This is a genomic window from Bacillus solitudinis (assembly GCF_002797395.1).
Lineage (GTDB): Bacteria > Bacillota > Bacilli > Bacillales > Bacillaceae_D > Halalkalibacter_A > Halalkalibacter_A solitudinis.
The window spans coordinates 1509315-1534210 of the sequence record NZ_KZ454943.1 but is presented as its reverse complement, the minus strand read 5'-3'; the positions used below and the strand labels follow the sequence as shown (position 1 = coordinate 1534210).

The following is a 24896-nucleotide window of genomic DNA, read 5'->3' as shown; positions in this document are numbered from 1 at the left end:
CTTGAGGCCCAACGTTATTAATCCTTTGAATTAATAACGTTGGGCTTCTTTGTATCTTTACACAAAAAAACATCGAGAAATAGACGTAAGTTAGTGGTTATGTACATAGTTAGTTCGACGTACTCTGTTTATACTAAATATAATGAAGGGAGAGGTCACTTTGTTAGACAAAAAAATAAGAAGAAAGCTAATTAAACTTGTGGGGAATACAAATTTCAAAGATACAAATGAAGCAAGACTTGTTTATTCCTATGACGCAACGCCGAACTTTCAAGCAATGCCTGATGCTGTTATCATGCCTGAAACGAAGGAACATGTCCAAGGCATTTTAAAAATTTGTAACGATGCTGGAATTCCCCTTATTCCACGCGGTTCTGGAACCAATTTAAGTGCAGGGACTTGCCCTACTCAAGGCGGAATTGTCTTAACCTTTAATCATATGAACCAAATTATCGAAATTGATGAAGAAAATCTAACGGTCACTGTTCAGCCAGGCGCTATCACGTTGCAAATTATCCAAGCCGTAGAGGCGAAAGGCTTATTTTATCCACCGGATCCTAGCTCGATGAAAATATCTACAATTGGTGGAAATATTAATGAATGCTCTGGTGGCTTAAGAGGTTTAAAATATGGTGTCACAAAAGACTATGTATTAGGCCTTGAAGTTGTATTACCTAATGGAGACATTGTGAAAACAGGTGGGAAATTAGCAAAGGATGTGGCTGGTTACGACCTTACTAATTTATTTGTTGGTTCTGAAGGAACTTTAGGTATTGTGACAGAAGCCATCTTAAAATTAATCCCAAAACCTGAGACGAAGAAAACCTTACTGGCCCTTTTTGAGGATATGAATGACGCAGCGAAAACCGTTTCAGCCATCATTGCTAATAAAATCATTCCGGCGACCCTTGAGTTTCTAGATAAACCAACATGTGAAGTTGTAGAGGATTTTGCCAAGGTGGATCTTCCTACACATGTTGAAGCGGTTTTACTTATTGAACAGGATGGGCCATCTTTTATTGTGGAGAGAGACATTCAACGTATTTCGGAAATTTGTTTAGAGGGTAAGGCACTTTCAGTTAACATTGCCCAGTCCAAAGAAGAAGCAGAAGCCTTAAGTACGGCAAGAAGGTCGGCACTCTCAGCCCTTGCGAGAATGAAGCCGACAACCATCCTGGAAGATGCGACGGTACCTCGTTCAAAAATTAGTGATATGGTTCGCGCCATTAATGAGATTGCAAAAAAACATGATGTGAAAATCTGTACGTTTGGTCATGCTGGGGATGGCAACTTACACCCAACATGCTTAACAGATGCCCGTGACAAAGAGGAAATGCACCGAGTTGAACTAGCTTTTGAGGACATCTTTGCGAAGGCGATTGAACTTGGCGGGACAATTACGGGTGAACATGGTGTTGGTGAGATGAAGTCACCTTACTTAGCCTGGAAAATTGGCGAAGAAGGGGTTCGCGCTATGAAAGCGGTCAAGGATGCCTTCGATCCAAATGGAATTATGAATCCAGGGAAAATCTTTGCTAAAGACACCCGCAAAAGAGTGGTGGTTCATTCATGAAACAACAGGTGAAAGAAGAGATACAAAAAGGTTTCAAAGAGCGACTAGATTATGATGAATTATTGAATTGCATGCGCTGTGGTTTTTGTTTACCTTCATGTCCAACGTATGGGCAAACAAACCAATATGAAGCAGCTTCACCTAGAGGGCGAATTGCGTTGATGAAGGGTGTCGTCGATGGGTTAATCGAACCAGATGATTCGATTGAAGACCAATTGAACTTGTGTTTAGGCTGTCGTGCATGTGAACCTGTTTGTCCATCCGGAGTGAAATATGGCCACCTACTTGAGGATGCCCGTGATGTGATTCAACAAAAGAAAAAGCATCCACTCCCTGTAAAAATGTTAAGACATTTTGTTTTTAAGGAGTTATTTCCTAATAAACAAAGGATAAAAAATATTCATTACTTGCTGTCGTTTTATCAAAAAAGTGGCATGCAGCATCTACTCCAAAAAAGTAACGTGTTAAACATCTTGCCGGGGAACTTAGCCCAAATGGAAAAAGTGATTCCAAAGGTACCAAGTAAAAAGGAATTAAATCAACGTCCCTCTTTTCGTCAAGCCGAAGGGAAGACGGTTCGAAAAGTAGCCTTTTTTACGGGGTGTCTAATGGATACGATGTTTATGGAGACAAACAATGCGACAATGAAGCTTTTGCAAAAGGTAGGGTGTGACGTCATTATTCCCAAGCAACAAGGCTGTTGTGGTGCTCTTCATGCTCACAGTGGAGAAAAGGAGATGGCAAAGCAGCTAGCTAAAGCAAACATTGAAGCATTTGAAAAGTTAGAGGTCGATGACATTGTTTTAAATGCCGGGGGGTGTGGGGCCTTATTAATTGAATACGACCATTTACTGAAAAATGAAGAAGGTTGGAGCGAACGTGCGAAAGCTTTTTCAAATAAGGTAAAGGATTTCTCGGAAATTTTAGTGGAACTAGACTTTATGAGCCATTCTCTTGGAATGGATGAGCAAATTATGACCTATCAAGATTCGTGTCATTTGCGAAACGTCATGAAAACAGCTAGTGCCCCAAGAACACTATTGCAATCAATTGAGGGAACAAGTTTTAAGGAAATGCAAGAGTCAGACCAATGTTGTGGGTCGGCAGGGATTTATAACATAACCGAACAAAAGATGTCGATGCAAATCCTTGATTATAAAATGACTAAAGTAAAAGAAACAAACGCTCATACCATTGTAACTGGAAACCCGGGATGCCTTTTACAAATGAAGCTCGGCATTAGTCGTGAAGGATTAGACAGCAAAGTAAGAGCCGTTCATTTAGCCGATTTACTGTTAGAGGCATTAAACGAACCAAGGTAGTGAATAAAAAAGTCTCAACCTTACGAGAGTTGAGATTTTTTTTTCGGAGACTTAACGGGTATTTCCCCCTTGCGAAGTCTACAACTATGGCTTAGTTATAGACTTCGTAAGAGGATATAAGAGCAGGTGAGTGGTTGAATGCTCAAATCGTAGATATGACCCGGGCACCAGTGAAACTCTGCAAACATCCTGATGAATATATGACAGAATGGTTCGCGGCGACGCCAACCCACCTACGATGTCAATTGGTCATAATGGATCGTTATTTAAGAAGGTTGGCGATCTGTTAGACGTGAAGAATGTGACTTTATAAGATCAAAAACCCCGGTATGAGAATGATTTCCTTCGGGGGGCAGACGAGAGTGAGACTTTGAGAAGTTTTAAACAGGCATTTAAAGCGGTGAAATTGGGTTGATTGGTGGAGCGATTAAGCGGATTGATAGGGAAATTATAATTAGTTAAATAAACGTTTGATTAATTTCTCAGTTAGAAGAAAAAGAAGCAGAATTACTTGGCAGTCAGGGTATACCATAGGATTTAATCGGATGAAAGTGGTGGCATTATGATGACGTTGCCACCATTTCACAATACGGGGTTTCTGTCCAACTCCTGAAAAAAAGTTATTACATATATTCCTCAAGCACCTTTGTTATATAGTGACAAAATTTCAAATAAAACGGTTGGCTTCCCGATTCTTATTGTCTACCCATTCTTGCAAAGATATTTTGCAAAAGGGGCAATGATAGGGTCGATAAAAGGATAAAGAAAACCGGTTATGGCTACTGCCATAACCGGTTTTTTGCGATTAGTTAACCTTTTTACGTTTGTAGTAGGTTTAGCTTGTTCGTAATCCTACAGTCGATTCACGCAACATAATTGTACCTGCCAACAATAGCTTCTCAAACGGAGCATGATTCTGTTGAATTCTTCTAAACAGCATCTCTACCGCGCGAATACCAAGGTCTTGTTTGGCTATGTCTACCGTTGTTAATGTTGGGGACATCGTATAAGAAAATTCCATATTATCGAATCCGGCCACAGAGATATCATCAGGAACACAATAACCTGAATCCTTTAATGCCATCACTACATACTTAGCTATGTAATCATTTGCACAAACCAAGGCGGTCGGTAAAGCTTTTTTCAATGGGTTATTCAACCAGGAGGTCATTTGATCTAGAACCGGTTCATTTGTGAGAGGGATTAACAAGTCTTCCTTTTCAAAAGGTAAATCATTACTTTCTAACGCACTTCTAAATCCTAAAAAACGATCATAGAAACTTCGAGCATAATGAACATCTCCAACAAATTGAATATTTGAATGACCTAGACCAATTAAGTGATTGGTCAAATTCATACTGCAATCAAAGTTATTATTAAAGATGGTATCACTAGGCAATAGTGGATCCTCATGATCAATCATTACCAACGGGATGCCCATTCGATTCACTTCTAGTAATAGAGCAGTTGAGGTTTCACCGACAGTAATTACTCCTATAAAACCTTTAGGGTTAAGAACATTTGATAAATTCTCTACATTATTTTCGGTTAAAACAACCATTCCGCATTTCGCATTCTCTAATTTAGAGGAAAGGCCTTCGAGGATCTTCCCCCAATAACTAGATTTTTTATTTTGAAAACGAATATTTGGCATTAACACTAAGACGACCTGGTTGTGATCTTTTTCAAAATCCGTAATTTGTTTCTCTAATTTGATTTGATTTACCTTTTTGTTTTTTTGGGCAAAGTATCCTAATTTTGAAGCTGCCTCGAAAACTTTTTCGCGAGTTATAGAATTCACACCCTCTTTACCAGATAGAGCTTTTGATACTACGAATTTTGAAACTCCTAAATAATCAGCGATTTGCTGCATTGTTACTTTTTTAGCCATACCATGTCACTCTCCATCAACATTAGAAAAACAAGATGAAAAAAAATTCTAATTATTTTAATAGTGTTTCCTAAGATTAATTTTTCAGGACGTTTGACCCACCTCTCGCTTATTCATTAATCATACCAAATTACCCTATCTGAAATAAAGAGAAACTACTTAAACTCCCTCAGTTAGATTCATAATTCTCTCAAATACTCGCTTATTCGCAGGATTTCAAACCACTTGTAAGAACAATGACGGAAAAGTGGAATAAGTATTGATAATAAAGGCTACATGAAGGCATGCGGGAATAGAGGAGTCAATCTATGCTCCATTTATTACCATATACTGCACGCATTCTCCACGCCGCCCCTGGAGGCTTTCCCTCCCATGTCTCAACGGGTCTTTTGCCCTTTCATTCCTTCGTCATGCCTATCCAAGGGGTGGAGGCCGGTTTTGCTAAAGGAATGGGTCTGTGCCCTTTTGTTTAAGTATTCCAGTACTCCGTGCTTTCTTTGAGATCCTACGAATAAGCCAACATTCAATAAAGTAACTTTTACTGTTTCATATGTTCAGTTATAAGGCAATTAACTTATGCTGCTAAAGGTGTCAAAGGGTGTACTTTTTCTGCACAATAGGGTTCATTACGTCGGGCAATTCCTACTATCATTCTTGCAAACTTACCAACCAGTTTCATGATAGATTTCATTTTTTTCATCTTTTTTACTTTGACATTGTAGGCATGAATTTCTTTGAACTCTGGATTGTTCATCACAAGACACATTGTTCCTAGGTATAAGAATCGCCTTAGACGAGACCTTCCTCGCTTAGAAAGGACAATTTGCCCTTTCCATTTACCAGAGCTGGCTTCGACTAGATGTAAACCCGCATGTCGTAATAGCGAATTACCATGTGCGAAGTGACTTAAATCACCAGTTTCAGCTAAAATTCCACCTAACGTTATTTCTGTTAAGCCTTTAATACCAAGTAATTTATCGGTGAAAGTAATGCTTTCAAGCGCTTCAGATACTTCTTTTTCTATTATTTCGAGTTGGGTTGTGGCGAGATCAAATTCCTCAAGTAATTGTTTTAGGTGTAATTTATATGCATCGTGTGCTTTATCATTACCAACAGAATTCTTGGCTAGTTGAATGAGGGCTTGAGCTTTTTTTATACCAGGTTGACGCTTCATCACGGTTCTCCACTCATTAACGATATCGATGGCTTCCATCGAACGTAATTCTTTCGGTGTAGGGAATAAACGGAGAGTAGCGAGTGCTCCTTTGCCTTTCACGTCTTTAAAAACTTGTCTAAATTCAGGAAAAATAATATCAACCCAACGATTGATTTGGTTCGCAGCACTGACAAATCGTTTTACTACTGTATCTCGATTAGACATCAGTACTCTCAGTTTTTCGAAAGCCTCTCCAGTTGGACGAATAAAGGAATAGTATCCATTCTTCACCATATCAGCAATAACTAGAGCGTCTTTTTTATCACTTTTGGACTGAGTATTATCTCTATTTTCTTTATTCTTTTTAACAAGGTGGGGATTAACTGTCACAACATCAATATTTTGTTCGTAAAGCCATCCTGATAAGTTTAACCAATAATGCCCTGTAGGTTCCATACCAACGATTTCTGTATCAAGACCTTTGGTGTTTTTAAGCTGTTTTATCCAATCTAGTAACCTTGCAAAACCATCATCGTCATTTTCAAAAGGTAAAGGATCACCAACCACAATACCACGATAATTCACAGCTCGGGCGACATGTGTTTGTTGGGCAATATCCACACCAACAACGAGATGTTTATCGGAAATTCTTTCTATTAGTTGATTTTGTTTTTCTTGCATTTTAAACTTCATATAAGAGTTCCTCCTTAGAATTTGAGTAATAGAGTGGTGTCTATACTCTTATCTTACTGAGGGGCTCTATTTTTTTCAAAGTCGAAATTAACGCACTACAGGAATGCTTAAGCAATATCGAAGACACTAAGAACTCGCAACGAATAGAGCGTCATAGTCGAACTATTTACGGGATAAATCGAAGTAGGACAACATATTGGTGATACAATTGGAGATAAGTCAAAGTATTTAAAACAATGGAAGATGATGAGTCGCTCTAAGGAATTCTTTAAGCGGAGGGAGGTTTAAATCCGAAACATCGAATCTTATTAGGTATAATAGCTGGTATAACGAGTATAGTGTTAAGATTTGTACTATGTTAAATTCCTTTTCCTGGTCAGTGCCAGTTTATACGTAGTTCTAACTCGGTGCATTTGTTAGGTGTTTTTGTATCATTTAGATCCAATTTGGGACGGGAGATCGTAAGATGAAAGAGAGTAATTTTACTAAAAGAGTTAGAAATCGATTGATAATGCCTTTCGGACTAATGATCATTGGCTTAGTGTTTGCTTTACTAAATGGTTGTGTTCTTGTTAATGGTAGCTCTTTAAAATCGCAACTTGAAATTGACTACAACGAGAAATTTGGTACGGATTTCGATTATTTAGGTTGGGTAGAAATCTTTGAGGATTTTACCCCCGAGTCTTCTAAGCTTGTATACAAAGAAAGTTCTGAAGACTTTTATTCTTATATAGAGGAATCGACATTTATCGAGTATCATGGCAGTTTTAATAGTGATTTTATTATAAAATTGTCTGCTCTAGATGACCCCACCTATAGAAAACGACAGAAGGAAGCAACCTTATTATACGACAAAGAAAATGGAGTAATTTGCAATAACAAAAAAGTGTATTGAAGTTAGTGAAAAGTTGAAGAATTTAAGTAGGAGTTGGTAAAATTAACCGAATTACCTGCTATAAGGGGTGTTGTACAACTTGTATTTTTGGAGTAGGAGGATAGAAATGAGGAATTTGTGGTACAGTTTTTATTTTTTAGTATTAGGTATTATTTCTTTTTATACCGGAGAGATTGTCACATTTATCATGCTGGGCTTTATCTTATTAAGCCTCAATAATATTAACGCAACACTAAAGAAAAATCATAAAGAAAATACAGAGGAAAATTAGTTGAATATTATACCAAACGTAATAAAGATAGGAAGATTAGTAGGGACAATAGAAAAAAGCTAGACGTGCTTGGCTTGATCCACATATAAGCCTTTCAATTGGTTGACATGCCAGTGAAAGGCTGTTTGGTTTGTCTCAATAAGACTCCCCTATGGAGTATATGTATCTTTATCCTTCATTTCCTTTCGAAGCGATGTATTATGCATCAGTCTGAGCACAGGGCGCCCTACTAAAAATAGACTCCCTAGGAGATAGAAAACATTTGCATACGTTTCTGTGATGGAAAAAAAGTTAAGACAGCTTCCGGTTAAAAATAAGACTCCTATTAATAAATCATTTAAGACAGTAATAACCCGATACCGTTTGTTGAAAAAGATTCGAAAGCGACCTGCTTGAATGGATAAGTATTCTTCTTCATCTGTAATTTTAGGCACGATAAACCTCCTTACACAGTCCTCTTGTTGTCGAGTAATCTTTACCCGGTTTTTCAGACGTGTAAACGGGGAGAGGCAAACCGATAAAAAAAACTGCAAAACAAAGCTACTTCTGGCTCGTAAAGTAAGAAAATTTGATTTACTAGATTTTGAGAAAATAACTTAGACTTTACTAACGCTGCCGTCTTTTTCGATGCTATTTTCTTGGCTACCCTTGTGAAGCTTGATGAGGTTAATGTACCTATTACTATACTGGGTTAGTACAAGTGTCGCTGCGTCATTTATTGTGACACCTCGTTGCTCCGCAATTTCGTTTAACTTCTCTGCAACCTCTTGACTTACTTTTATCTCTAGTTCTATCATAAGTTGCACCTGCTTTCGAAGGATTTTATTAGTATCCAATCGCCTAGATTATCAAAACTAGTATTCAAAAAATTCAACTTATTAATAGTGTATATCATCTCTATTTGTAAACAAGTATCTTTAAACCTATGAGAAAAAGGTTGATTTAGGCTCTGATAGAACGAATTACCATTAACTGAAATATTTTACCTGTAATAAATGACCTATATTGTTACATTATTTGACAAATGATCATAATACCTCTATTGAAAAAAGACAGGATGGCACCTGCAATGTGCGGAATCGCTACATCTATTAAAAGCCTTACGTTGAGTGATTTTCTCATCGTAAGGCGAGTAGCGAACGGATCCCGTTTCCTCTTTAACTTATTTTACAAAGGAGCGTCCTTATACGGTTCTTCTCTATCTTTCCCATCTTCATCGTGAGTTTGGTGTGCGCCAGGAAATTGTCTCGGTAAATCTTGATGCATATTGCGGAATTCGTAAGCAAGATTACTGTAATATTGTTGGCCATGTTTCCATGGGGTGTTTTTATTTTCTACGGGCTGTGTTTTGCCTCTTGGGGATCCATAAGGCCCTTCTGGGTATTCTTCAGCCGTCAAGAAGCTTCTTTGTGTTTCTACATTTGAAAAATCTGTATATTCTTCATCTTTTTTTCCCATTTCAATTCCCCCCATGCATAGAATTGGTCTTAGTGTTACCTTACTAACGGAAAATATGAATGGAAACTTTCGACCTCTTTCGATAAATATTTTTAATTAAACATTCGATACGGTCTTGCTACACTCTAATGATATAGATAGTTAAAAAAGCGGAGGAGACGTACTACGTCAAGGAGGGAGAGGGGTCTTTGGATGAAAATTTATGAAGATGATTTGACGAAGAAAATGTACGGAGAGGATCAAAAAGCAATAAGGATTCAAGAAAACTAAAGGTGAAAATTGGATGTGAACAGGCCTAAACAACATGTTGTAACTACAGTGATAGAAAGTTCTAAGGGAGGTTTTTGGTGAAGTTTTATTTCTAATGATGTTAGTCGTTTGTAATAAGCCGATAGAGGAAAATACAAACGACGGGGGATGGGGTTTTCAGGATTTAGATGGTCATCTGTGGGAAGTGTTTTATATGGAGAAATAGTCGATCAACTACGGCTACAATGAATAAGGGAGAGATTCCCTTTGGAAACCCCTCCCTTATTTTCAATGGAAAATTAGTAGTTATTGTTTTTTCCACCTATATAACTCGGATACATATGAGTGTTTCTTGTGTTATGGCTAGTATAGGTTCCAAATACATTCTCTTCTTGCGTTTGATCAGCTTCTACAAGAATTACAATGTATCCTTCATTTAAATATTTGTCGTATTCTTTTGCTTGCTCTTCGGTAATACCTGCACCAGTCAGTGCCCCGACGATACCACCACCACCAGCACCGATTAAACCACCTTCGATTGCTGCTGCAATAGGTCCAGCGGCCATAATAGGTCCAACTCCAGGAATAGCCAGTAAAGCTAGTCCTGCAGCGCCGCCAAGTACAGCGCCAGCGCCAGCACCAATTCCTAGTCCTTTACCCGCCTTTTTACCACGGTTATGATGATCCTTTGTATCTCCTGAGACGTCGATCTCCGTTTTATCTGTGATGGTTCTTGAGATAACCTCATCTTTTGCAAATATTGAAATGTCGTTTCGGTTATAACCGTTTCTCTCTAATTGTTCAATAACATTTACCGCATCAAATTGATCTTTAAATACTCCACCAATGATTTTCTTTTCCATGATAAACTCCTCCTTTTAAGAATTAGTGTTTTTTCGTCTACACTTTTGCATCTACCCGGGTAGCCCGAAAATTAATCATTTTCACTCGTGAAATTCACGTTATTTTTATTTGAATAGCCTTTAAAGCCTTTAGACAAAGGGGAACGAGGGATTTTGTAAACTTTTAAAAAAAAGTGGGAAATTTGAATGGAGCGCAATTTAAATTTGAGAACGGGATAGAAATTAGTAAAAAGACACAGGATAATGATTGGGGTTAGTGCCCTTAAAATAATGATTCTCGGGAGGAACTACTATGACACAGCAAAATCAATCATTACAAGCAGCGCAACAACAGTTACAGCAAGCGGAACAAGCTGTGCAGCAGGCTCAATCTGCTGCGAATCCTCAGCAAATTCAACAAGCGCAACAAGCTGTACAACAGGCACAACAACAAATCCAACAACTAACGCAACAAGTTCAACAGCAAGCAGCGCAACAAGCAACACAGCAAGCTCAGCAACAAGCAACGCAACAAGCTGGGCAGCAAACAACACAACAAGCGCAAAAAGGAAATACAATTATTACAACGACAACAAAGACATCACGTTAATCAATTTGTAGTTTAGGTTTAAACAAGCAAAAAAAGCTGTTCCAAAGGGAGGCCTGATACCCTTTGGAAACAGCTCTTAGTTAACGGTTTCTTACCAACTTTGGATATTAAATTCTGCTGCTTTTTTAGCAAAACGGAAATTGGTCACAGATAACTGTGCTAAAGTTACATTTTCTTGTGGGCGGAATTGTTGTTTGGCATCACCTTGAAAAATTCCAAAGGCGTAAGCAAGTGCAACATGTCCTAGATAATCGTTGTTAATTTTTGTGCGATCGATAAACGGTACTTGGTAAATATCTTGATACTTTGCGACATTTTCGAATTCGAGAGCACGAATAAACCAATAAGCTAATTCTTCACGAGAAATTTCTTTATCTAAATCAAGCGTTTTTTCATTTGCGTCAAGGATATTCTTTTTAACCGCTAATTCAACAACTGCGTATAAAGGATGATTCTTGTCAATGTTATCAAAGGTTTGCTTTGGATTTTGTTCATAACGATACTCTTCTACATAAAAAATAGATTTCACGAGAACTTCAAGAGCGGTTCCTTTGCTAACCTTTTGATTCGGATGAAACGATTCAGGATCTTCTATTTTTAAAATGCTTGAATCAATTAAGTAATTGATTTCATCTTCAGCCCAGTGACCTTCGAGGCTTGGTAAAGATGGAGTAGGTACCTCAACGTTTGTTTGAGTCCATTCACCTTTTGTCGCATCAAAATAAGCATAATTGTCTTGGAATTTAGGCGTGTAAAGTAGGTAGAAATGATGCTGCTTTTCACTTCTATATAGATTTTGGTATGTTAACTGAACATCGATATTTTCTTTAAACGCCTCTAGTGCTTGTTCTTTACTCACAGCAAGTTCAACTTCAGGCCATTCTTCAACGAGGAGAGGGTAATTATTAAACGAAACAATAGCCCCATCTTCTGCTGAAATGGATACATATAAAGCGGATCCATCAACAACTAAACCGTTCTTGATGAGAGGAAAGTGGAAAGAATAAACGCCATTTTCCGCTGATTTGTAATGAACATCTATTGGGTAAGAATATTGGTTCATTGAATGCGGTGCGAATGTCTTTATTGCTTTTACTGCGGCTTCTAGCCCTTCTTCATATGAGAGGTTGACACTTTGTTGGTTGTCATAACCCTTAGAAACATCATAAAAACTAATGATTTCCCCATTTTGTTTATTAACATTGAAGTTTGTCCCGTGACCCCCATTGTTTGTGCGGTAGGAATAAGAAACACTGAACGTTTCTAGCTCTCCCATCTTCTCTTCAGTAACACTCTCGATATGTAATGTACCATTGTCAGTCTCTTTTTCTAAAAGTGCTTCCGCCATTTTTTTCACTTCTTCTTTTGTTACAGGCTTTGGCTCTGAAGTTACCCCAGCATCTAGCTTTTTAATTTCAAGTTGTTTTGGTAACTCATCAACAAATTTTTGAGCAACAAGCCATTTTCCATCTACAGCATGGATTCCTTCAAAATAAGGTCTAGGTATATACGTTAGACGCGCTTTTGCTTCATCTTTGAGATAATCGTGCTCAATGATATAACGAAGCTCAACATCTAACGTATTCATCATCGTCTTAAGAACCTCTTCTTTTGCAAGTGTGTTTTTATTTGCCTCGAAGGTAAGTTCACTACTTACGTGTTCACCGGAATGATACCGAGTGATTTCTCCATTTCCAAGGACAACCACCGTTAACCCTTGTGAAGAAACAGGCACTCCGTTTTGTAACTTCTCGTAATAAAACTCATATTCGATGGGTTCTGTTAATGTACGGTTTCTCCAATGATAATGAGCACCTTGTCCTTCGCGCAGGCGATAAGACTTACCGTTGGCAACTCGGTCAACAAACGAGGCCGCAATCTCTTTCGCTTCCTCTTGTGACACCTTCGCTGGATACATCGCACCTTCTACATCAACAGGTTCGCTCTGAAAATGTTGTAGCTTACGATCTTCCCCTATAAACTCAAGACTGCCATAAAAATACTTATTATTCCCTAATTCTTTCTGGAAATACAGAGAAACACGTTCGACGTCCTCGTCGTCCCATTCCGGATAACGATACTCGTCAATGTGAAAATCTTGTCCATCCAGAAAATCGTATCTTCCTGGAAACAATTCATGCAATCTCTCAATCAATTCTTCTTTTTCTGATAAACTTGTTTCTAATGATGACACCTTAATCTGATGCTCCTCAGGGTGGTCTGCTTGACTTGTAGCACTAACAGTCGGAGCAAAAATGCCTATACCGAGCATTGCTGATAATGATAAAATCCCTACTTTTGATAGATTCAAAAAAAATCCTCCTTATAAATTTTTAATTTAACATTTTAAATTTTACCATATTTAACTATAAAATGGTAAAAATACGTTATCTGAAATTGAGGATGTATTTTATTGAACGACACAAGATAACTAGTTTATGATGGGAAAAAGAAAGTTTTGGATAATAACTATCAATTTGCGGGGAGGGGGGATAGATTGATGAGGCCAGATCTCACTAAGAATATCACTGTTTGAGAATTTAAGAACGTTTATTGGTTAAAGGTAGAGCTTCAAGGTTTTTGTAAGAATTACGGCTTAGCAACTTCAGGATCAAAACAAGCGATTGCGGAAAGAATACAAGTTTTCCTTGAAACAGGTGAGGTAGTAAAACCATCAAGAAAATCAAAAGGCAGTCAATATGGCCAATTATCATTAAACACAGTAATTATTGAAAACCATCGCTGTAGTCAGGATGTCAGGGCATTTTTTGAGAGCGTTCTTGGTCCTGATTTCCATTTTTCTACATATATCCAAAACTATTTTAAAGAGAATACGGGGAAAATATTTAGAGATGTTACTTTTGCTTGGCGTGAAGAAGAGCAACGAAAGAAGAACCCAGCTTATACAAAGGACATCGCACCTCAATTTGAATATAATCAATTTATCCGAGATTATTTTGCTGACCCGAAGAACCATGGGAAAACGCAGAACGATGCTGTTAAGGCATGGAAGGAAATTAAAAGCCTACCAGGTAGTAATAAGTACTTTTCAAGTCATTTATTTAGTTAGAAATAAGATATTTCGTGAAATAAACCCCTAATAATATTAATGCACCGGTAATCATCCAACTAGTTAGTCCTAATAGGCCTAGCCAATACGCGACGATATTAATCGATGCCATAAGGAATAAGCAGATAGCAGTTAAACCGCTTTTTAGACCGGTAACACCAGCTTTTTTTCTTCTCCATAAAGTAATAAGGAGAGTAATGAATAGAAAGATAGTTAATAGAATCGAAACCAACAAATATACCTCCTTTGTGTTTTTTTTATGTAACCTAAATAGTGGGAAATTTAAATTTACGAACCTTTATAGTAGTTTTAAATTAATGCTATTATTATACTTGAATAATCAATAACAAGGGAGTATAAAGGGTGTTGGAAAAGGATGGGAATCGCGCCTTTTTCAGTGGCCTCGGGAATATTATACTTTATTGCGTGAATAGTTTTAGCGACCGCTTAACATAAGTGCGTGTGTGCATATTGGGAGATAAATGGTATCGGCTCACTATGTAAGTATTAACTTAGTATATTTAATTTTCACCAAATGATAAAGTATATTTTAATAAACCTGGTTAAGAACTGTGAAAGTTGCAAGGTGCTGATTTACCTCAAGATGTGCTATCATATTTAGAGCATATAATTCAACAGGAGGTTGGGAAATGAGCGGGAAGAAGATAGCAGTCGTAGGGACAGGCTACGTGGGTCTAGTGACAGGTGTAGCGTTGTCGGAAATCGGCCATCATGTAACATGCGTCGATATAGACCAAGCGAAGGTAGAACGAATGCAGACAGGTGAATCGCCAATTTATGAGCCTGGCTTGGAGGAATTAATGCAGAAAAATATTTCTGCGGATCGCCTTCATTTTACGACATCTCATCAAACTGCGTTTGACGGTGTAGAAGTCATTTATATTGCGGTTGGTACACCACAAAATGCAGATGGAACTGCTGATTTACGTTTTATAAATTCAGTTGCATCTGATATTGCTAAAAATATTCGTGAGACAGTAATTGTGGTCACAAAGAGTACAGTACCAGTAGGAACGAATCATCACGTGAAAGAACTGATAAATAAGCAAACATCAATTCCAATAGAAGTGATTTCAAATCCAGAATTTTTACGTGAAGGGTCAGCTGTTGCCGATACATTCAATGGCGACCGGATTGTCATTGGCGCTGATTCTGAAGAAGCAGCAGCGGTGTTGGAGGAGATTAATAAACCTTTTGATATTCCTGTGTTTAAAACGGATATTCGCAGTGCCGAAATGATTAAGTATGCAGCGAATGCATTTTTGGCAACGAAAATCAGCTTTATTAATGAGGTTGCTACACTTTGTGAGAAGCTTGGTGCTAATATTGAAGATGTTGCTCATGGAATGGGGCAAGACAATCGAATAGGACGTGCTTTCTTAAATGCGGGGATCGGCTACGGTGGATCATGCTTCCCGAAGGATACACACGCCCTTGTGCAGCTTGCTGGGAATGTAAAGCATGACTTTAACCTTCTGAGAGCTGTAATTGAAGTGAATCAAAAGCAGCAAATGTCACTTGTTCGTAAAGCGAAGGAACGCTTTGGTGTGTTAAAAGGCAAGAAGGTTGCGTTGCTTGGGTTAGCGTTTAAGCCGAACACGGATGATATGCGTGAAGCTGCGTCGATTGTTACCGCTCGTGATCTGGTGCTAGCGGGTGCGGATGTTATTGCCTATGACCCAATCGCAACAAAGAATGCCAAAACGCTCTTACCAGCTGCGGTAGATTATGCAGACTCTGTTGAAGCAGCGCTTGCGGGAGCTGATATTGCGTTTGTCATCACTGAGTGGGACGAGATACGTAATGTGCCACTTGCACGTTATAAGGAGCTTCTTGTTGAAGGCATCGTCTTTGATGGTCGGAACTCTTATAGTCTTCAGGAGGCAGAAGAAGCAGGTGTTGAGTATTATTCGGTAGGACGACCGACTGTTGTGCCAGAATTAGCTCGGTAGTTTGAAGAATTTTAAAGTTTATTTACTCATCCCCTTGTTAAGAGGAAACTCTTAGTAAGGGTTTTTTATTTTGGTTAAAGACCCAGATTTTTTACGAACATGTGGGTGAAGGAATTGATCTTATTGTAGAAAGGACCTTCTGTAGCTGGTGGGGCGTAGAGGATTTACAAACTTTAATCAACCAAACTAACCGAGGGATAATGAATCAAGCATACAAGCAATTATCGGCGGTTTATAGAGGGATTTAACAAGGTACGTTTTTTACTTTTTTACGTCCCTGCCGTTTATATGATCTTAGTGTTGTTAAAAGATGTTATATTCCTTACAGATTTATCGAACGAGAAAGTTTGTGTGTTATAATTTGCTCATTAAAAGTGAGAGGAGAATTGAATGTGAGACGAAGACAATGGATGTGCGTTATTTTTGTTCTGTCTCTTTTTCTGGTTCATTCACCAATCCAAGCGTCGACGACCTTTTATGATGTCGGAGAAGATTTTTGGGGGAAGGCTGAAATTGAGTTACTCACTAATCGTTCGATTGTAGGAGGCTACCCGGATGGGAGTTTTAAGCCAAATCAAACAGTGACCCGTGCACAGGCTGCGACAATGATTGTTCAAGCTTTGGGGTTAAGTGTAGAGGAACGGCCTAATCCGGGATTTACTGATATTAGCAAAGGTTTTTATGCATATGACTATATTGCGGCTGTTGCCGATGAAGGGATTATAAACGGGAAACAGGGGCGCTTTTTACCGAACCAACCTTTAACAAGAGGGCAAATGGCAGCCATTTTGGATCGTGCTTTTAAGTTAGCGCCATCTAAATTTGATAAGCTATTTCGTGATATCAATGATTCTTACCTTTTCTATGGATCGATTCAACGATTGGCAGACAATCGAATTACAACAGGATACAGCGATGGGACATATCGCCCCAATGAACCAACCACACGGGCTCAATTTTCGGTGTTTTTGGCCCGTGTGCTTGAGGAGCGCTTTAAGCCAAACGTGACGGAGCAAATCATCGTTGTTGTAGCTAGTTCGCTAACGAGTCAAACAGCGACGGTGCGTACGTATGAACGAGTCAATGGAAAGGTAAACGAGGCGCTACCGGTGATGAATGCGGTGCTTGGCTATAACGGCATGGGTCGCAATAAGAGCGAAGGCGATGGACAAACCCCAATTGGGAGCTTTCATTTGTCGAAGGCTTTTGGAACAGCGCCTGCCCCAACTGGTGTACGACTTCCATATCAGCAAACCACAAAGGCTGATTATTGGATAGACGATCCATCTTCACCTGATTACAATAAGTGGGTTACATATAAAGGCGACCCAACGAAAAAATGGAAAAGCTTTGAACGCCTTGCAATTAGTCAATATAAGTATGCCGTCGTGATTGATTACAATACGGATCCAATCGTTCCAGGAAAGGGTAGTGCGATTTTTCTTCATGTGTGGCGTGACTATAATCGTCCAACTGCTGGTTGTATCGCTTTGGCAGAGACCGATGTTATCAAGCTTTTGAAATGGTTAAATCCGCAGAAGTCACCGGTTATTATGATTGGACTTGAGAAGGACGTGCCGCAATTTTGATTTGCCCAAAAATGGATAAGACAATGTTCCATATTCTAGGCTGTGAATATGGTGAAAAGGACTAATTCATTAGGGGGAATTTAAATTGAATCATCAGCACACACCTCAACACTTAGCTTGGCATGAAACGCTAGAAATTCACGAATTGGTTGCATTTCAGTCTGTTGGGCTCATGAAATTAAAAAAAGCGTATGCGGATATTAAGGATCAAGCGTTAAAAGAGTTATATGTAGAGGCGATTGAGGGTTTAAGTAAAAACATACAAGAGCTTCTAGTGTTCTATTCGGTGGCACCTCGAGATGGTTTAGATGACGATTATCGAAACGAGGACATTCCTTTTTATGCAGGAGACTTACTAGCGTTTTTTAAAACAGGCGTTCGCAATTATGCAATTGCTATTACGGAAACAGCGACTCCTGCGCTTAGACAGGTGTTAACACAACATTTAATGAAAGTCATCGATACGCATGCCAAAGCGTATCGATATATATACCAACGAAACCTCTACCCATCGTATAACCTAGAAGAATTGCTAGAAAATGACGTGAACCTTGCATCAAAAGCTTTAAACAAATCATATTAAAAATGCCCTGAACTTACCAAAAAGGTAATTATAAGCATAGGGACCTTATTGCTTTGGGTCCCTATGACTAAAGTTAAGTACTCATAATGAGTGCTTTTTTTGTTATATCTAGTGTCTCTAGTCAGTTTCAAAGGTGATATAATGAATCAAACTATTACAAAGAGGGGGGTGGGACGGGTGGAAAGACGTAGCATCCTTGTTGTGCTTATTCTCGCTGTTGCCCTAAGTGCCCTCATTTTTGCGGGGCAGTGGCACTGGCAGAATCAGATTTATCAAACGAATGCCACGGCGTCCTCGAAACTTCAAGATTATCAGTTTCCATTGAATCATGGCTACATTCGGAGTGAACGAACGGTAGTTGATATGAAGTTCGATTTTTCAGTAGGTTTTGAAGAGGCGTATGCGGGGTATGAAATACAAATGAATCAGCTTTTGCAAGAAGCAACACAAGTTTATTATAAAAAAGTGCTCAATGATGAAATGAGCTATCACGATCTTGTTAACGAATATCAAAGCAGTGCTCGAGAGGCGGAAAAGACATTCAGGGAACAATTTTGGACTGAATACATCGCTTTACAAGATGAGATGGAAGAAGCAGGCTATCCCCGGGATGATGCATTTGAATTTGAGCTTGAGTTCGAACTTCGGGTCGAGCAATTATCTCATGCATTTGTGCAGGAATTAATGATGCTTGGTCAACGGAACATCGGAACCACTCTACCTTCTGGAGAATAAAGAAAAGCAATTGCTCTTAATTGGAAAACGATGTAAAATAATGGAGGGATTTATTGAGCGGAATTTTTAATAGAGAAGAATAGGTGATTTTTTGCAAAAGCGATCGAAAATAGCTGTGACTGCAGCTCTCCTGTTGGTGTGGGTGTCAATTATCGTGTATGCTTCATCTCAACCATACTCGGAACAGGACTTACGCCCGATTTTAAGAGGGTATAATGTCGATTGGGCCGAGTCTTGGTTTGGTTGGGTATCGTTTACATATGCGGAGTCCGAAATTAGTGTTAAGGAACGAGGAGCAGAAGGGTTTGTCGAATTCTTTATTCGCAAAGGTGCGCATCTTTCCGTGTTTGCTATTCTAGGCTTTTTAACATTGCGCTTACTAAGCGTGACACGATTGTATTGGTTTTGGCGAGTTGTCCTGGCCTTGTCTATAGTCATACTCTTTGCTTCCATTGATGAATATCGCCATTTTCTTCACCCTGGAAGGACAGGATTGATTGAGGATGTGAAACTAGATTCATTAGGTGGGTTAATAGGGATATCCTTCTATCTGCTTATATCCAGCTGGAAACATAGACGTAAGAAACATAGTAAAGTACAATGAAAGGATTAGGTCAGGACAGAAGGAGAGATTAATCATGAAAAAAGGTTGGCTAATCGGATCAAGTTTGTTTTTAGTTTTACTCATTGTGATTGGTAGCACGGTTTTTCAACAGCGTGTTGAGCAATCAGCTGAAGTTGGTGGCGTGACCCCATTAGATGAAGAGAAGGTCGAAGAACAGGACGTCGTTCAAGCTAACTCGGACAGAAATGAAACAGAAGACAAGACAGAAACCGTGGATACGACAAACCGAAATACAGTATATGCCGCGGAAACAGCAGATGGAGACAGAATGATTATCGCTGATGATGCAAAGCTTGCTGATTCAAATGATACATCTAAAACCTCTGTTGGAACTGATTCAGCGGGAACAAACAATTCAAACAATTCAACTAATTCAAATGGAACAAGTGAAACAAATGGAGCAAACGGAACTGGCGGAAGTGGGCAAGGAAAAACGGGAGAAACAGGTAACCAAAGTGACAAGGAAACCAATAATGCGCCTACTAGTCCACAGTCGAATGATTCGGTAACATCAATAAAAAATCAGTATTTCCCGGAGTTTCAGCGCTTGGAGTGGGAGCATCAAGGGAAGTTGGATTCGTTAGTACAACAAGCGTTTGATGAATATATGGATAGTGAAGATGGTACAGTTGATGCAGGTAAGTATCGTTCCCGTGCCGAGCAACTTGAGGCGAGTGCAGATGCTGCTTTCTATGCCAAGTATCGTCAATTACAAACCGAACTTGCAACTAACGGGCATAGTAAACAAGCGGCACAAGACTTTCAAGCTTCCTACGAAGCAAAGAAAGCTGCTCAACAGAGTGAGTTAAAAGCATTAATGAATAACTAAGGTTATTGGATATATTCAGTTGTTTCTCAAGAAGAAACTGGTACTAAACTAGTTAATAAATGACAATTATTAGTTGTAATTTAAGGAAATTAATATTAATATTAGTAGAGTACTATATATAATTAACTAGTTTACATACTTGTTAATATAGACACGACTTAACAATTTGAAAAATAGAAGGAGTGGCAAAATGATAAAGTATCCCTTTACAAAAAAAGCAATGAGTATCATGCTTGCAACAGCTTTAGTTGTAACACCTTTAGCAGCTACGGCACCAATTGGTGGAGTGCAGGTTAGTGCAGCCGAGGTTGAGGCATCAAATACTGAGCAACAAATTCATGATTTATCACAAAGAATGATTAATTTTTATAAGAATGACAATAGAACAGCGGATGCTACAATTCTACAGCAATCTTTTAATAAAATTGGTGATTTTTCAATTGCGGAATATCCAACAAAGGTTGATTCTACAAAGGAAGGTGCATTTCTTGAATTAATCAAAGAAACTGGTAAACTGTTTTACTCTAGTTACACCAGTGCAGGAGAGCTTGAAGATGCTATAGTTTCTTACCGTGAAAGTCAGAGCAAAAATTACCAAGATCTTTTTAACGGAACTGTGACAACAGCACAAATGATTGAGTTTTTTGGAGATTTAGAGACAAAAGTAAACAGTCCAGGGTTTGTTATTGAACTATTAAGTGGCACTTATGAGGAAGCAATATTAAAAGCAGTTGAAAATACTAGAGACACTAAATATGATGATTTAGATGGTCGTCTTACTGAGGCTTTAGGTATTGGATTAACTGGTTTGTTTAGATATGAAAAAAGCTTTAATTCTTCTGTGGATCCTAACGGCGATGCTCGTTCTGAGTTGTTGAAAACAGCTGTTGCAGCCCCGGGGAAATCGAGTTTTGTTATTGAAGGAACCAAGCAAGTGAATAATGAACAAAGAATCATATTAAAAGTAATGCACGGTGGAATTTCTCCTTCAATTACAAGTGATGTGACTTGGAAAATTACAAACCCTTCTGGAGTTGTTAATACGCTCGGCGAAGATGCAGATAAATTCATCCCAACCATGGCAGGTGAGTATACTGTAACTGCACATCTGAAAAATGACGAAGATTTACGAATTGCTTCAAAAAAAATAACTATAAGTAGCCCTAACACCGGTGGCGGTACACCTCCTCCAACTGATCCAACACCAGATCCAGAACCAATTCCTAATTTGCCAGACCGTCCGGGAACTTCAGTAGATGCAGGTAATACGACTACGGTTGAACGTGAAACAACGTCGACTGGTATAGTGAAGGCTATAACGAAAGTAGATTCAGGTAAATTAGCTGAAGTACTAGCGAATAACCCAACTGCAGACCGTGTGAAGGTACAGCTTGAGCGTGTAGAAGGTGAGCTAGCTGAGCTTCGTTTACCAAAGGAAGCGGTTCTAGCGTTATTAAACTCTCCAAATAAGAATCTGATAATCGATGTTGAAACTGATACTGGAAGCATTAGTATTCCAGTTAATGAGCTTTCAGAAGATAAGATTCGTCAAGCTCTTCAATTAGGAGAAGAAGCCGAATTTACTATTAACATTTCAGCAAATCCTGCAACTGCTGCAGAAACTGAGATTGTTAATGGGAAATTGTCTACTAGTCCAAAAGGTTTATCAAATAAAAAGTCTGAGGTAGTTGATTTTAGCCTTACTGTTAGCTCAGGTGAACGTCAAGCGAACATTAGTAACTTCTCAAGTTATGTTTATCGTGAAATTCCAATTGATAATGTTGAGAATTTAGACAATGTTGTTGTTTTAAATGTGGATGGTGAGCCAACGGTTGTTCCGACTCAAACATTTGGAGAAGCTGTACGTTTTGCTTCTTTCACATTTAGTAAATATGTTGTTGTTGAGCGCGAACCAGTAATATTTAAAGATTTACCTAATACATTCTGGGCAAAGCCAGAAATTGACCGTTTGTCTGTTCGTGATATTTTCCAAGGTAGAGAAAACGGCACGGTTGCTCCGAATGAGTCGGTAACTCGTATTCAATTAGCTGTTTTGCTTAGTCGTGCACTTGGTCTTGTTTCATCAGAAAACTATGAAAATCAATTTAAGGATGTAGCTGGTGACGAATGGTTTATGGCTGAATTTTTACCGGTGATTGAAGCGGGTATCGTTCAAGGACGCCAAGACGGAACCTTCTCTCCAAATGAAAAAGTAACGCGTCAACAAGCTGCTGCAATGATTTCACGTGCGATGGAGCACATTGGCGTTAATGAAAGCAAGCTTGATGCAACAAAATCTCTTACGCAATATCCTGATGTAAACCGTATTGGTGATTGGGCTCAAACAGATGTTGAACGTCTATTACAAGCGGGAATTATGGAAGGAAAAGAGAGTGGTGAGTTTGACCCGAAAGAGTCAACAACTCGTGCTCAAATGGCAAAAATGCTTGATCGCTTACTAAAAGTTCAAGACTTAATGAACTAATTAAAAAGGGGGTCCACCAAAGGGCCCTTTTTTTCTTTGCAATATAGGAGAAAATTGTCATATCTCTCCTAAAAACGTAAAATTTTTTCGGGATTTTCTCACTTTCTGTCTGTTTTTTATGGTATTCTTACAAAGTACAAGTCTACCGAGAATGGTTTATGGAGGATATTGATGTTATGGAAGAAACGATAAGTCTTCGGGAAATAGTTGAAACGATAAAAAAACGATTTGTCATGATCATTCTTGTTACAGTGCTTGCCGTTGGCGCAAGTGGTGCAATTAGCTTCTTTTACCTTACCCCGATTTATCAAGCATCGACACAAATATTAGTTAGTCAGCAAGCTGCAGGCACTGCTTCAGCTCTACAAGCTGCTGGTTTTGATGTCGATTCAAAGTATATTCAAACCTATAATGTAGTTATGAAAAGTCCATATATTCTTGACCAAGTTGTGGCCGAAATGAATTTGGATCGCACTCATCGTCAATTAAATGGTCAACTTAATGTTACACAAGAAGGTCAGTCACAAGTGGTTACAATCCGAGTGGAGGACCCAAATCCTGCGTTAGCTGTTGAAATTGCGAATACGACAGCAGCCGTATTTCAACGAGAGATTTCTAATTTACTTCGTGTTGATAATGTTGTTATTCTTGCAAGTGCTGAATTAACAGACAGCTCAAACCCTGTAGCCCCAAACCCTCAGTTGAACATGGCAATTGCCTTTGTTGTTGGTTTAATGGCAGCTGTTGGTTTGACATTTTTACTTGAGTACTTAGATCAATCCATCCGTTCTGAGCAGGATATTGAGAAGTATTTGGAGTTGCCTATACTCGGAACCATTTCACAAATGGATGAAATTGATACTCCTTCGAAATCAAGGTCAAAACGGATAGGACGTGAAACAAGTGAGCAGAAAAAATCGGTTAGCTGATAAGGCTTCAGAGCAACGGAAAGTTATTAGTCATATTGAACCGAAATCTCCAATTGCCGAGCAATATCGTTCGGTTCGAACAAATATTCAGTTTGCGTCTCTTGAGGAAAACCTTCAAAAAATTCTTGTGACGTCTGCAGGACCAGGGGAGGGAAAGTCAACAACTGTCGCTAATCTTGCTGTGGTTTTCGCGCAACAAGGAAAGCGAGTTCTTCTAGTCGATGCAGATTTACGAAAGCCAACTGTCCACTACACGTTCCAAACACCGAACACGCTCGGTCTGACGAATGTATTAACTGGACAGTCAACCTTTGAAGGATCTGTTTCTCGAACTGACGTGGAAAAACTTGACTTAATGACGAGTGGGCCGATTCCTCCAAATCCATCTGAGCTCTTAGGATCGCGAGCAATGAGTCGATTTATGGAAGAAGCGAGTACCGCATATGACTTCGTTTTCTTTGATACACCGCCAGTGCTTGCTGTAGCGGATGCTCAGGTCTTGGCTAATCAATGTGATGGTTCTATTTTTGTTGTGAATAGTGGGAAGACTGACCGTGCCGGAGCGTTAAAAGCAAAAGAGCTTCTTACTCAGGCCCAAGCAAAGGTGCTTGGGGTAGTATTGAATCAAAAGCCTAAAGGTGACGATAATAGTTACTACTATTACTACGGAACTTCTAAATAATAAATTGAAACCTCAGCCAGATCGTCGGCTGAGGTTTTCTTCTGGTTTTCGTGTCATGTGTGGTTGTGATGCCGTTTCTTCGAATAAGGTCGGTAATCTCGGAAAACTTGAAAACCGAGAAAATGTTAAATAAATCACTCTCTCCTCACTTTAGTTAAGAGGCCACCCTTTCTATCAATCAAATTCAAGTTAACATCCCAAAACTCGTTGGAACTCATGCCTCAATTTTTTAAATCTCCTATTAATTTCAAAACTCTTCGAATAATTGAGAACTACTGTACTTTTGATTTCAAAGTACTGGTAAATCAATTAATCGCTAAAAATATATTCAGAAATATATCCTAATTTTGATTAGGATGTTTGGAAGGATTGATCCAAAACGCCCAGTAACTATCCCCGCTTACCATATTTTTAGTATTGAGAGCTTTTCTGCAAA

General features: G+C 38.8%; 22 protein-coding genes and 1 pseudogene. 15 read left to right on the top strand and 8 right to left on the bottom strand.

Annotation, left to right across the window (positions count from 1 at the left end; genetic code table 11):
- The first annotated feature begins 160 nt into the window (after window positions 1-160).
- The gene (glcD, locus tag CEF19_RS07430; RefSeq protein WP_100405510.1) at window positions 161-1573 is read left to right on the top strand and encodes a glycolate oxidase subunit GlcD; all 1413 of its coding nucleotides are present in this window, start codon (window positions 161-163) and stop codon (window positions 1571-1573) included.
- A complete protein-coding gene (locus CEF19_RS07425; RefSeq protein ID WP_100405509.1) occupies window positions 1570-2895 on the top strand; it encodes a (Fe-S)-binding protein in 1326 nt (441 codons plus the stop codon). Before glcD ends, CEF19_RS07425 begins: the two co-directional genes overlap by 4 nt.
- 835 nt (window positions 2896-3730) lie before the next feature.
- On the opposite strand, the gene CEF19_RS07420 is transcribed toward CEF19_RS07425, so the two are convergent.
- Window positions 3731-4786 carry a LacI family DNA-binding transcriptional regulator gene (locus tag CEF19_RS07420; RefSeq protein WP_100405508.1) on the bottom strand — a complete coding sequence of 352 codons (1056 nt, stop codon included), beginning with the start codon at window positions 4784-4786 and terminating at the stop codon, window positions 3731-3733.
- Window positions 4787-5360: 574 nt separating this feature from the next.
- Window positions 5361-6635, bottom strand: a complete 1275-nt coding sequence (locus CEF19_RS07415) for an IS110 family RNA-guided transposase (protein WP_100405507.1) — start codon at window positions 6633-6635, stop codon at window positions 5361-5363.
- A gap of 466 nt (window positions 6636-7101) precedes the next feature.
- Between CEF19_RS07415 and CEF19_RS07410 the strand changes: the two genes are divergently transcribed.
- Entirely contained in the window at window positions 7102-7530 is a 429-nt protein-coding gene (locus CEF19_RS07410; RefSeq protein WP_100405506.1) for a hypothetical protein, read from the top strand.
- 106 nt (window positions 7531-7636) lie between these two features.
- Entirely contained in the window at window positions 7637-7801 is a 165-nt protein-coding gene (locus CEF19_RS23460; protein ID WP_198510254.1) for a hypothetical protein, read from the top strand.
- A gap of 149 nt (window positions 7802-7950) precedes the next feature.
- Here CEF19_RS23460 and CEF19_RS07405 read toward each other — a convergent pair whose 3' ends face one another.
- From CEF19_RS07405 to CEF19_RS07390, 4 genes are all read right to left on the bottom strand, one after another.
- Window positions 7951-8235 carry a YrhK family protein gene (locus CEF19_RS07405; protein WP_227521943.1) on the bottom strand — a complete coding sequence of 95 codons (285 nt, stop codon included), beginning with the start codon at window positions 8233-8235 and terminating at the stop codon, window positions 7951-7953.
- 162 nt (window positions 8236-8397) lie between these two features.
- Entirely contained in the window at window positions 8398-8598 is a 201-nt protein-coding gene (locus tag CEF19_RS07400; protein ID WP_100405505.1) for a hypothetical protein, read from the bottom strand.
- Between the two features lie 370 nt (window positions 8599-8968).
- The gene (locus CEF19_RS07395) at window positions 8969-9259 is read right to left on the bottom strand and encodes a hypothetical protein (protein ID WP_100405504.1); all 291 of its coding nucleotides are present in this window, start codon (window positions 9257-9259) and stop codon (window positions 8969-8971) included.
- 548 nt (window positions 9260-9807) lie between these two features.
- On the bottom strand, window positions 9808-10371 hold the full coding sequence (locus tag CEF19_RS07390) for a general stress protein (protein WP_100405503.1): 564 nt from the start codon (window positions 10369-10371) through the stop codon (window positions 9808-9810).
- A gap of 292 nt (window positions 10372-10663) precedes the next feature.
- On the opposite strand from CEF19_RS07390, the gene CEF19_RS07385 reads away from it, so the two are divergent.
- Window positions 10664-10960: a hypothetical protein gene (locus tag CEF19_RS07385; protein WP_100405502.1), complete on the top strand. Its 297-nt coding sequence runs from the start codon at window positions 10664-10666 to the stop codon at window positions 10958-10960.
- A 91-nt stretch (window positions 10961-11051) separates the two neighbouring features.
- Here the strand turns inward: CEF19_RS07385 and CEF19_RS07380 are convergent, their stop codons facing one another.
- The gene (locus CEF19_RS07380; protein ID WP_100405501.1) at window positions 11052-13271 is read right to left on the bottom strand and encodes an S-layer homology domain-containing protein; all 2220 of its coding nucleotides are present in this window, start codon (window positions 13269-13271) and stop codon (window positions 11052-11054) included.
- A gap of 237 nt (window positions 13272-13508) precedes the next feature.
- On the opposite strand from CEF19_RS07380, the pseudogene CEF19_RS23700 reads away from it, so the two are divergent.
- A pseudogene (locus CEF19_RS23700) lies at window positions 13509-14030 on the top strand (DUF6434 domain-containing protein); the annotation flags it as partial.
- Here the strand turns inward: CEF19_RS23700 and CEF19_RS07370 are convergent.
- On the bottom strand, window positions 14023-14262 hold the full coding sequence (locus tag CEF19_RS07370; protein WP_100405500.1) for a hypothetical protein: 240 nt from the start codon (window positions 14260-14262) through the stop codon (window positions 14023-14025). The pseudogene CEF19_RS23700 and the gene CEF19_RS07370 overlap by 8 nt on opposite strands.
- 418 nt (window positions 14263-14680) lie before the next feature.
- On the opposite strand from CEF19_RS07370, the gene CEF19_RS07365 reads away from it, so the two are divergent.
- The 9 genes from CEF19_RS07365 to CEF19_RS07320 all read left to right on the top strand — a co-directional run bounded on the left by CEF19_RS07365 (window position 14681) and on the right by CEF19_RS07320 (window position 24460).
- On the top strand, window positions 14681-16003 hold the full coding sequence (locus CEF19_RS07365) for a UDP-glucose dehydrogenase family protein (protein WP_100405499.1): 1323 nt from the start codon (window positions 14681-14683) through the stop codon (window positions 16001-16003).
- Window positions 16004-16395: 392 nt separating this feature from the next.
- Window positions 16396-17592 carry an S-layer homology domain-containing protein gene (locus CEF19_RS23695; protein WP_227521942.1) on the top strand — a complete coding sequence of 399 codons (1197 nt, stop codon included), beginning with the start codon at window positions 16396-16398 and terminating at the stop codon, window positions 17590-17592.
- Between the two features lie 85 nt (window positions 17593-17677).
- Window positions 17678-18175 carry a spore coat protein gene (locus CEF19_RS07350; RefSeq protein WP_227521941.1) on the top strand — a complete coding sequence of 166 codons (498 nt, stop codon included), beginning with the start codon at window positions 17678-17680 and terminating at the stop codon, window positions 18173-18175.
- A 177-nt stretch (window positions 18176-18352) separates the two neighbouring features.
- Window positions 18353-18910: a hypothetical protein gene (locus tag CEF19_RS07345; protein WP_100405498.1), complete on the top strand. Its 558-nt coding sequence runs from the start codon at window positions 18353-18355 to the stop codon at window positions 18908-18910.
- 91 nt (window positions 18911-19001) lie between these two features.
- Window positions 19002-19514 (top strand): VanZ family protein, encoded by a 513-nt coding sequence (locus CEF19_RS07340; protein WP_227521940.1) that lies wholly within the window; start codon window positions 19002-19004, stop codon window positions 19512-19514.
- A 34-nt stretch (window positions 19515-19548) separates the two neighbouring features.
- Window positions 19549-20364: a hypothetical protein gene (locus tag CEF19_RS07335; RefSeq protein WP_100405496.1), complete on the top strand. Its 816-nt coding sequence runs from the start codon at window positions 19549-19551 to the stop codon at window positions 20362-20364.
- Between the two features lie 190 nt (window positions 20365-20554).
- Window positions 20555-22849, top strand: coding sequence for an S-layer homology domain-containing protein (locus CEF19_RS07330; protein ID WP_100405495.1), 2295 nt, complete (start codon window positions 20555-20557; stop codon window positions 22847-22849).
- A gap of 176 nt (window positions 22850-23025) precedes the next feature.
- Complete coding sequence (locus CEF19_RS07325; RefSeq protein ID WP_100405494.1) at window positions 23026-23778, top strand: YveK family protein; 753 nt, start codon at window positions 23026-23028, stop codon at window positions 23776-23778.
- Complete coding sequence (locus CEF19_RS07320; protein WP_100405493.1) at window positions 23753-24460, top strand: CpsD/CapB family tyrosine-protein kinase; 708 nt, start codon at window positions 23753-23755, stop codon at window positions 24458-24460. Before CEF19_RS07325 ends, CEF19_RS07320 begins: the two co-directional genes overlap by 26 nt.
- Window positions 24461-24896: the final 436 nt, after the last annotated feature.

Coding starts and splice junctions, on each gene's coding strand:
- CEF19_RS07425 (WP_100405509.1), top strand. CDS start 1,570: ATGAAACAACAGGTGAAAGAAGAGATACAAAAAGGTTTCAAAGAGCGA.
- CEF19_RS07420 (WP_100405508.1), bottom strand. CDS start 4,786: ATGGCTAAAAAAGTAACAATGCAGCAAATCGCTGATTATTTAGGAGTT.
- CEF19_RS07415 (WP_100405507.1), bottom strand. CDS start 6,635: ATGAAGTTTAAAATGCAAGAAAAACAAAATCAACTAATAGAAAGAATT.
- CEF19_RS07410 (WP_100405506.1), top strand. CDS start 7,102: ATGAAAGAGAGTAATTTTACTAAAAGAGTTAGAAATCGATTGATAATG.
- CEF19_RS23460 (WP_198510254.1), top strand. CDS start 7,637: ATGAGGAATTTGTGGTACAGTTTTTATTTTTTAGTATTAGGTATTATT.
- CEF19_RS07400 (WP_100405505.1), bottom strand. CDS start 8,598: ATGATAGAACTAGAGATAAAAGTAAGTCAAGAGGTTGCAGAGAAGTTA.
- CEF19_RS07395 (WP_100405504.1), bottom strand. CDS start 9,259: ATGGGAAAAAAAGATGAAGAATATACAGATTTTTCAAATGTAGAAACA.
- CEF19_RS07390 (WP_100405503.1), bottom strand. CDS start 10,371: ATGGAAAAGAAAATCATTGGTGGAGTATTTAAAGATCAATTTGATGCG.
- CEF19_RS07385 (WP_100405502.1), top strand. CDS start 10,664: ATGACACAGCAAAATCAATCATTACAAGCAGCGCAACAACAGTTACAG.
- CEF19_RS07365 (WP_100405499.1), top strand. CDS start 14,681: ATGAGCGGGAAGAAGATAGCAGTCGTAGGGACAGGCTACGTGGGTCTA.
- CEF19_RS07335 (WP_100405496.1), top strand. CDS start 19,549: ATGAAAAAAGGTTGGCTAATCGGATCAAGTTTGTTTTTAGTTTTACTC.
- CEF19_RS07330 (WP_100405495.1), top strand. CDS start 20,555: ATGATAAAGTATCCCTTTACAAAAAAAGCAATGAGTATCATGCTTGCA.
- CEF19_RS07325 (WP_100405494.1), top strand. CDS start 23,026: ATGGAAGAAACGATAAGTCTTCGGGAAATAGTTGAAACGATAAAAAAA.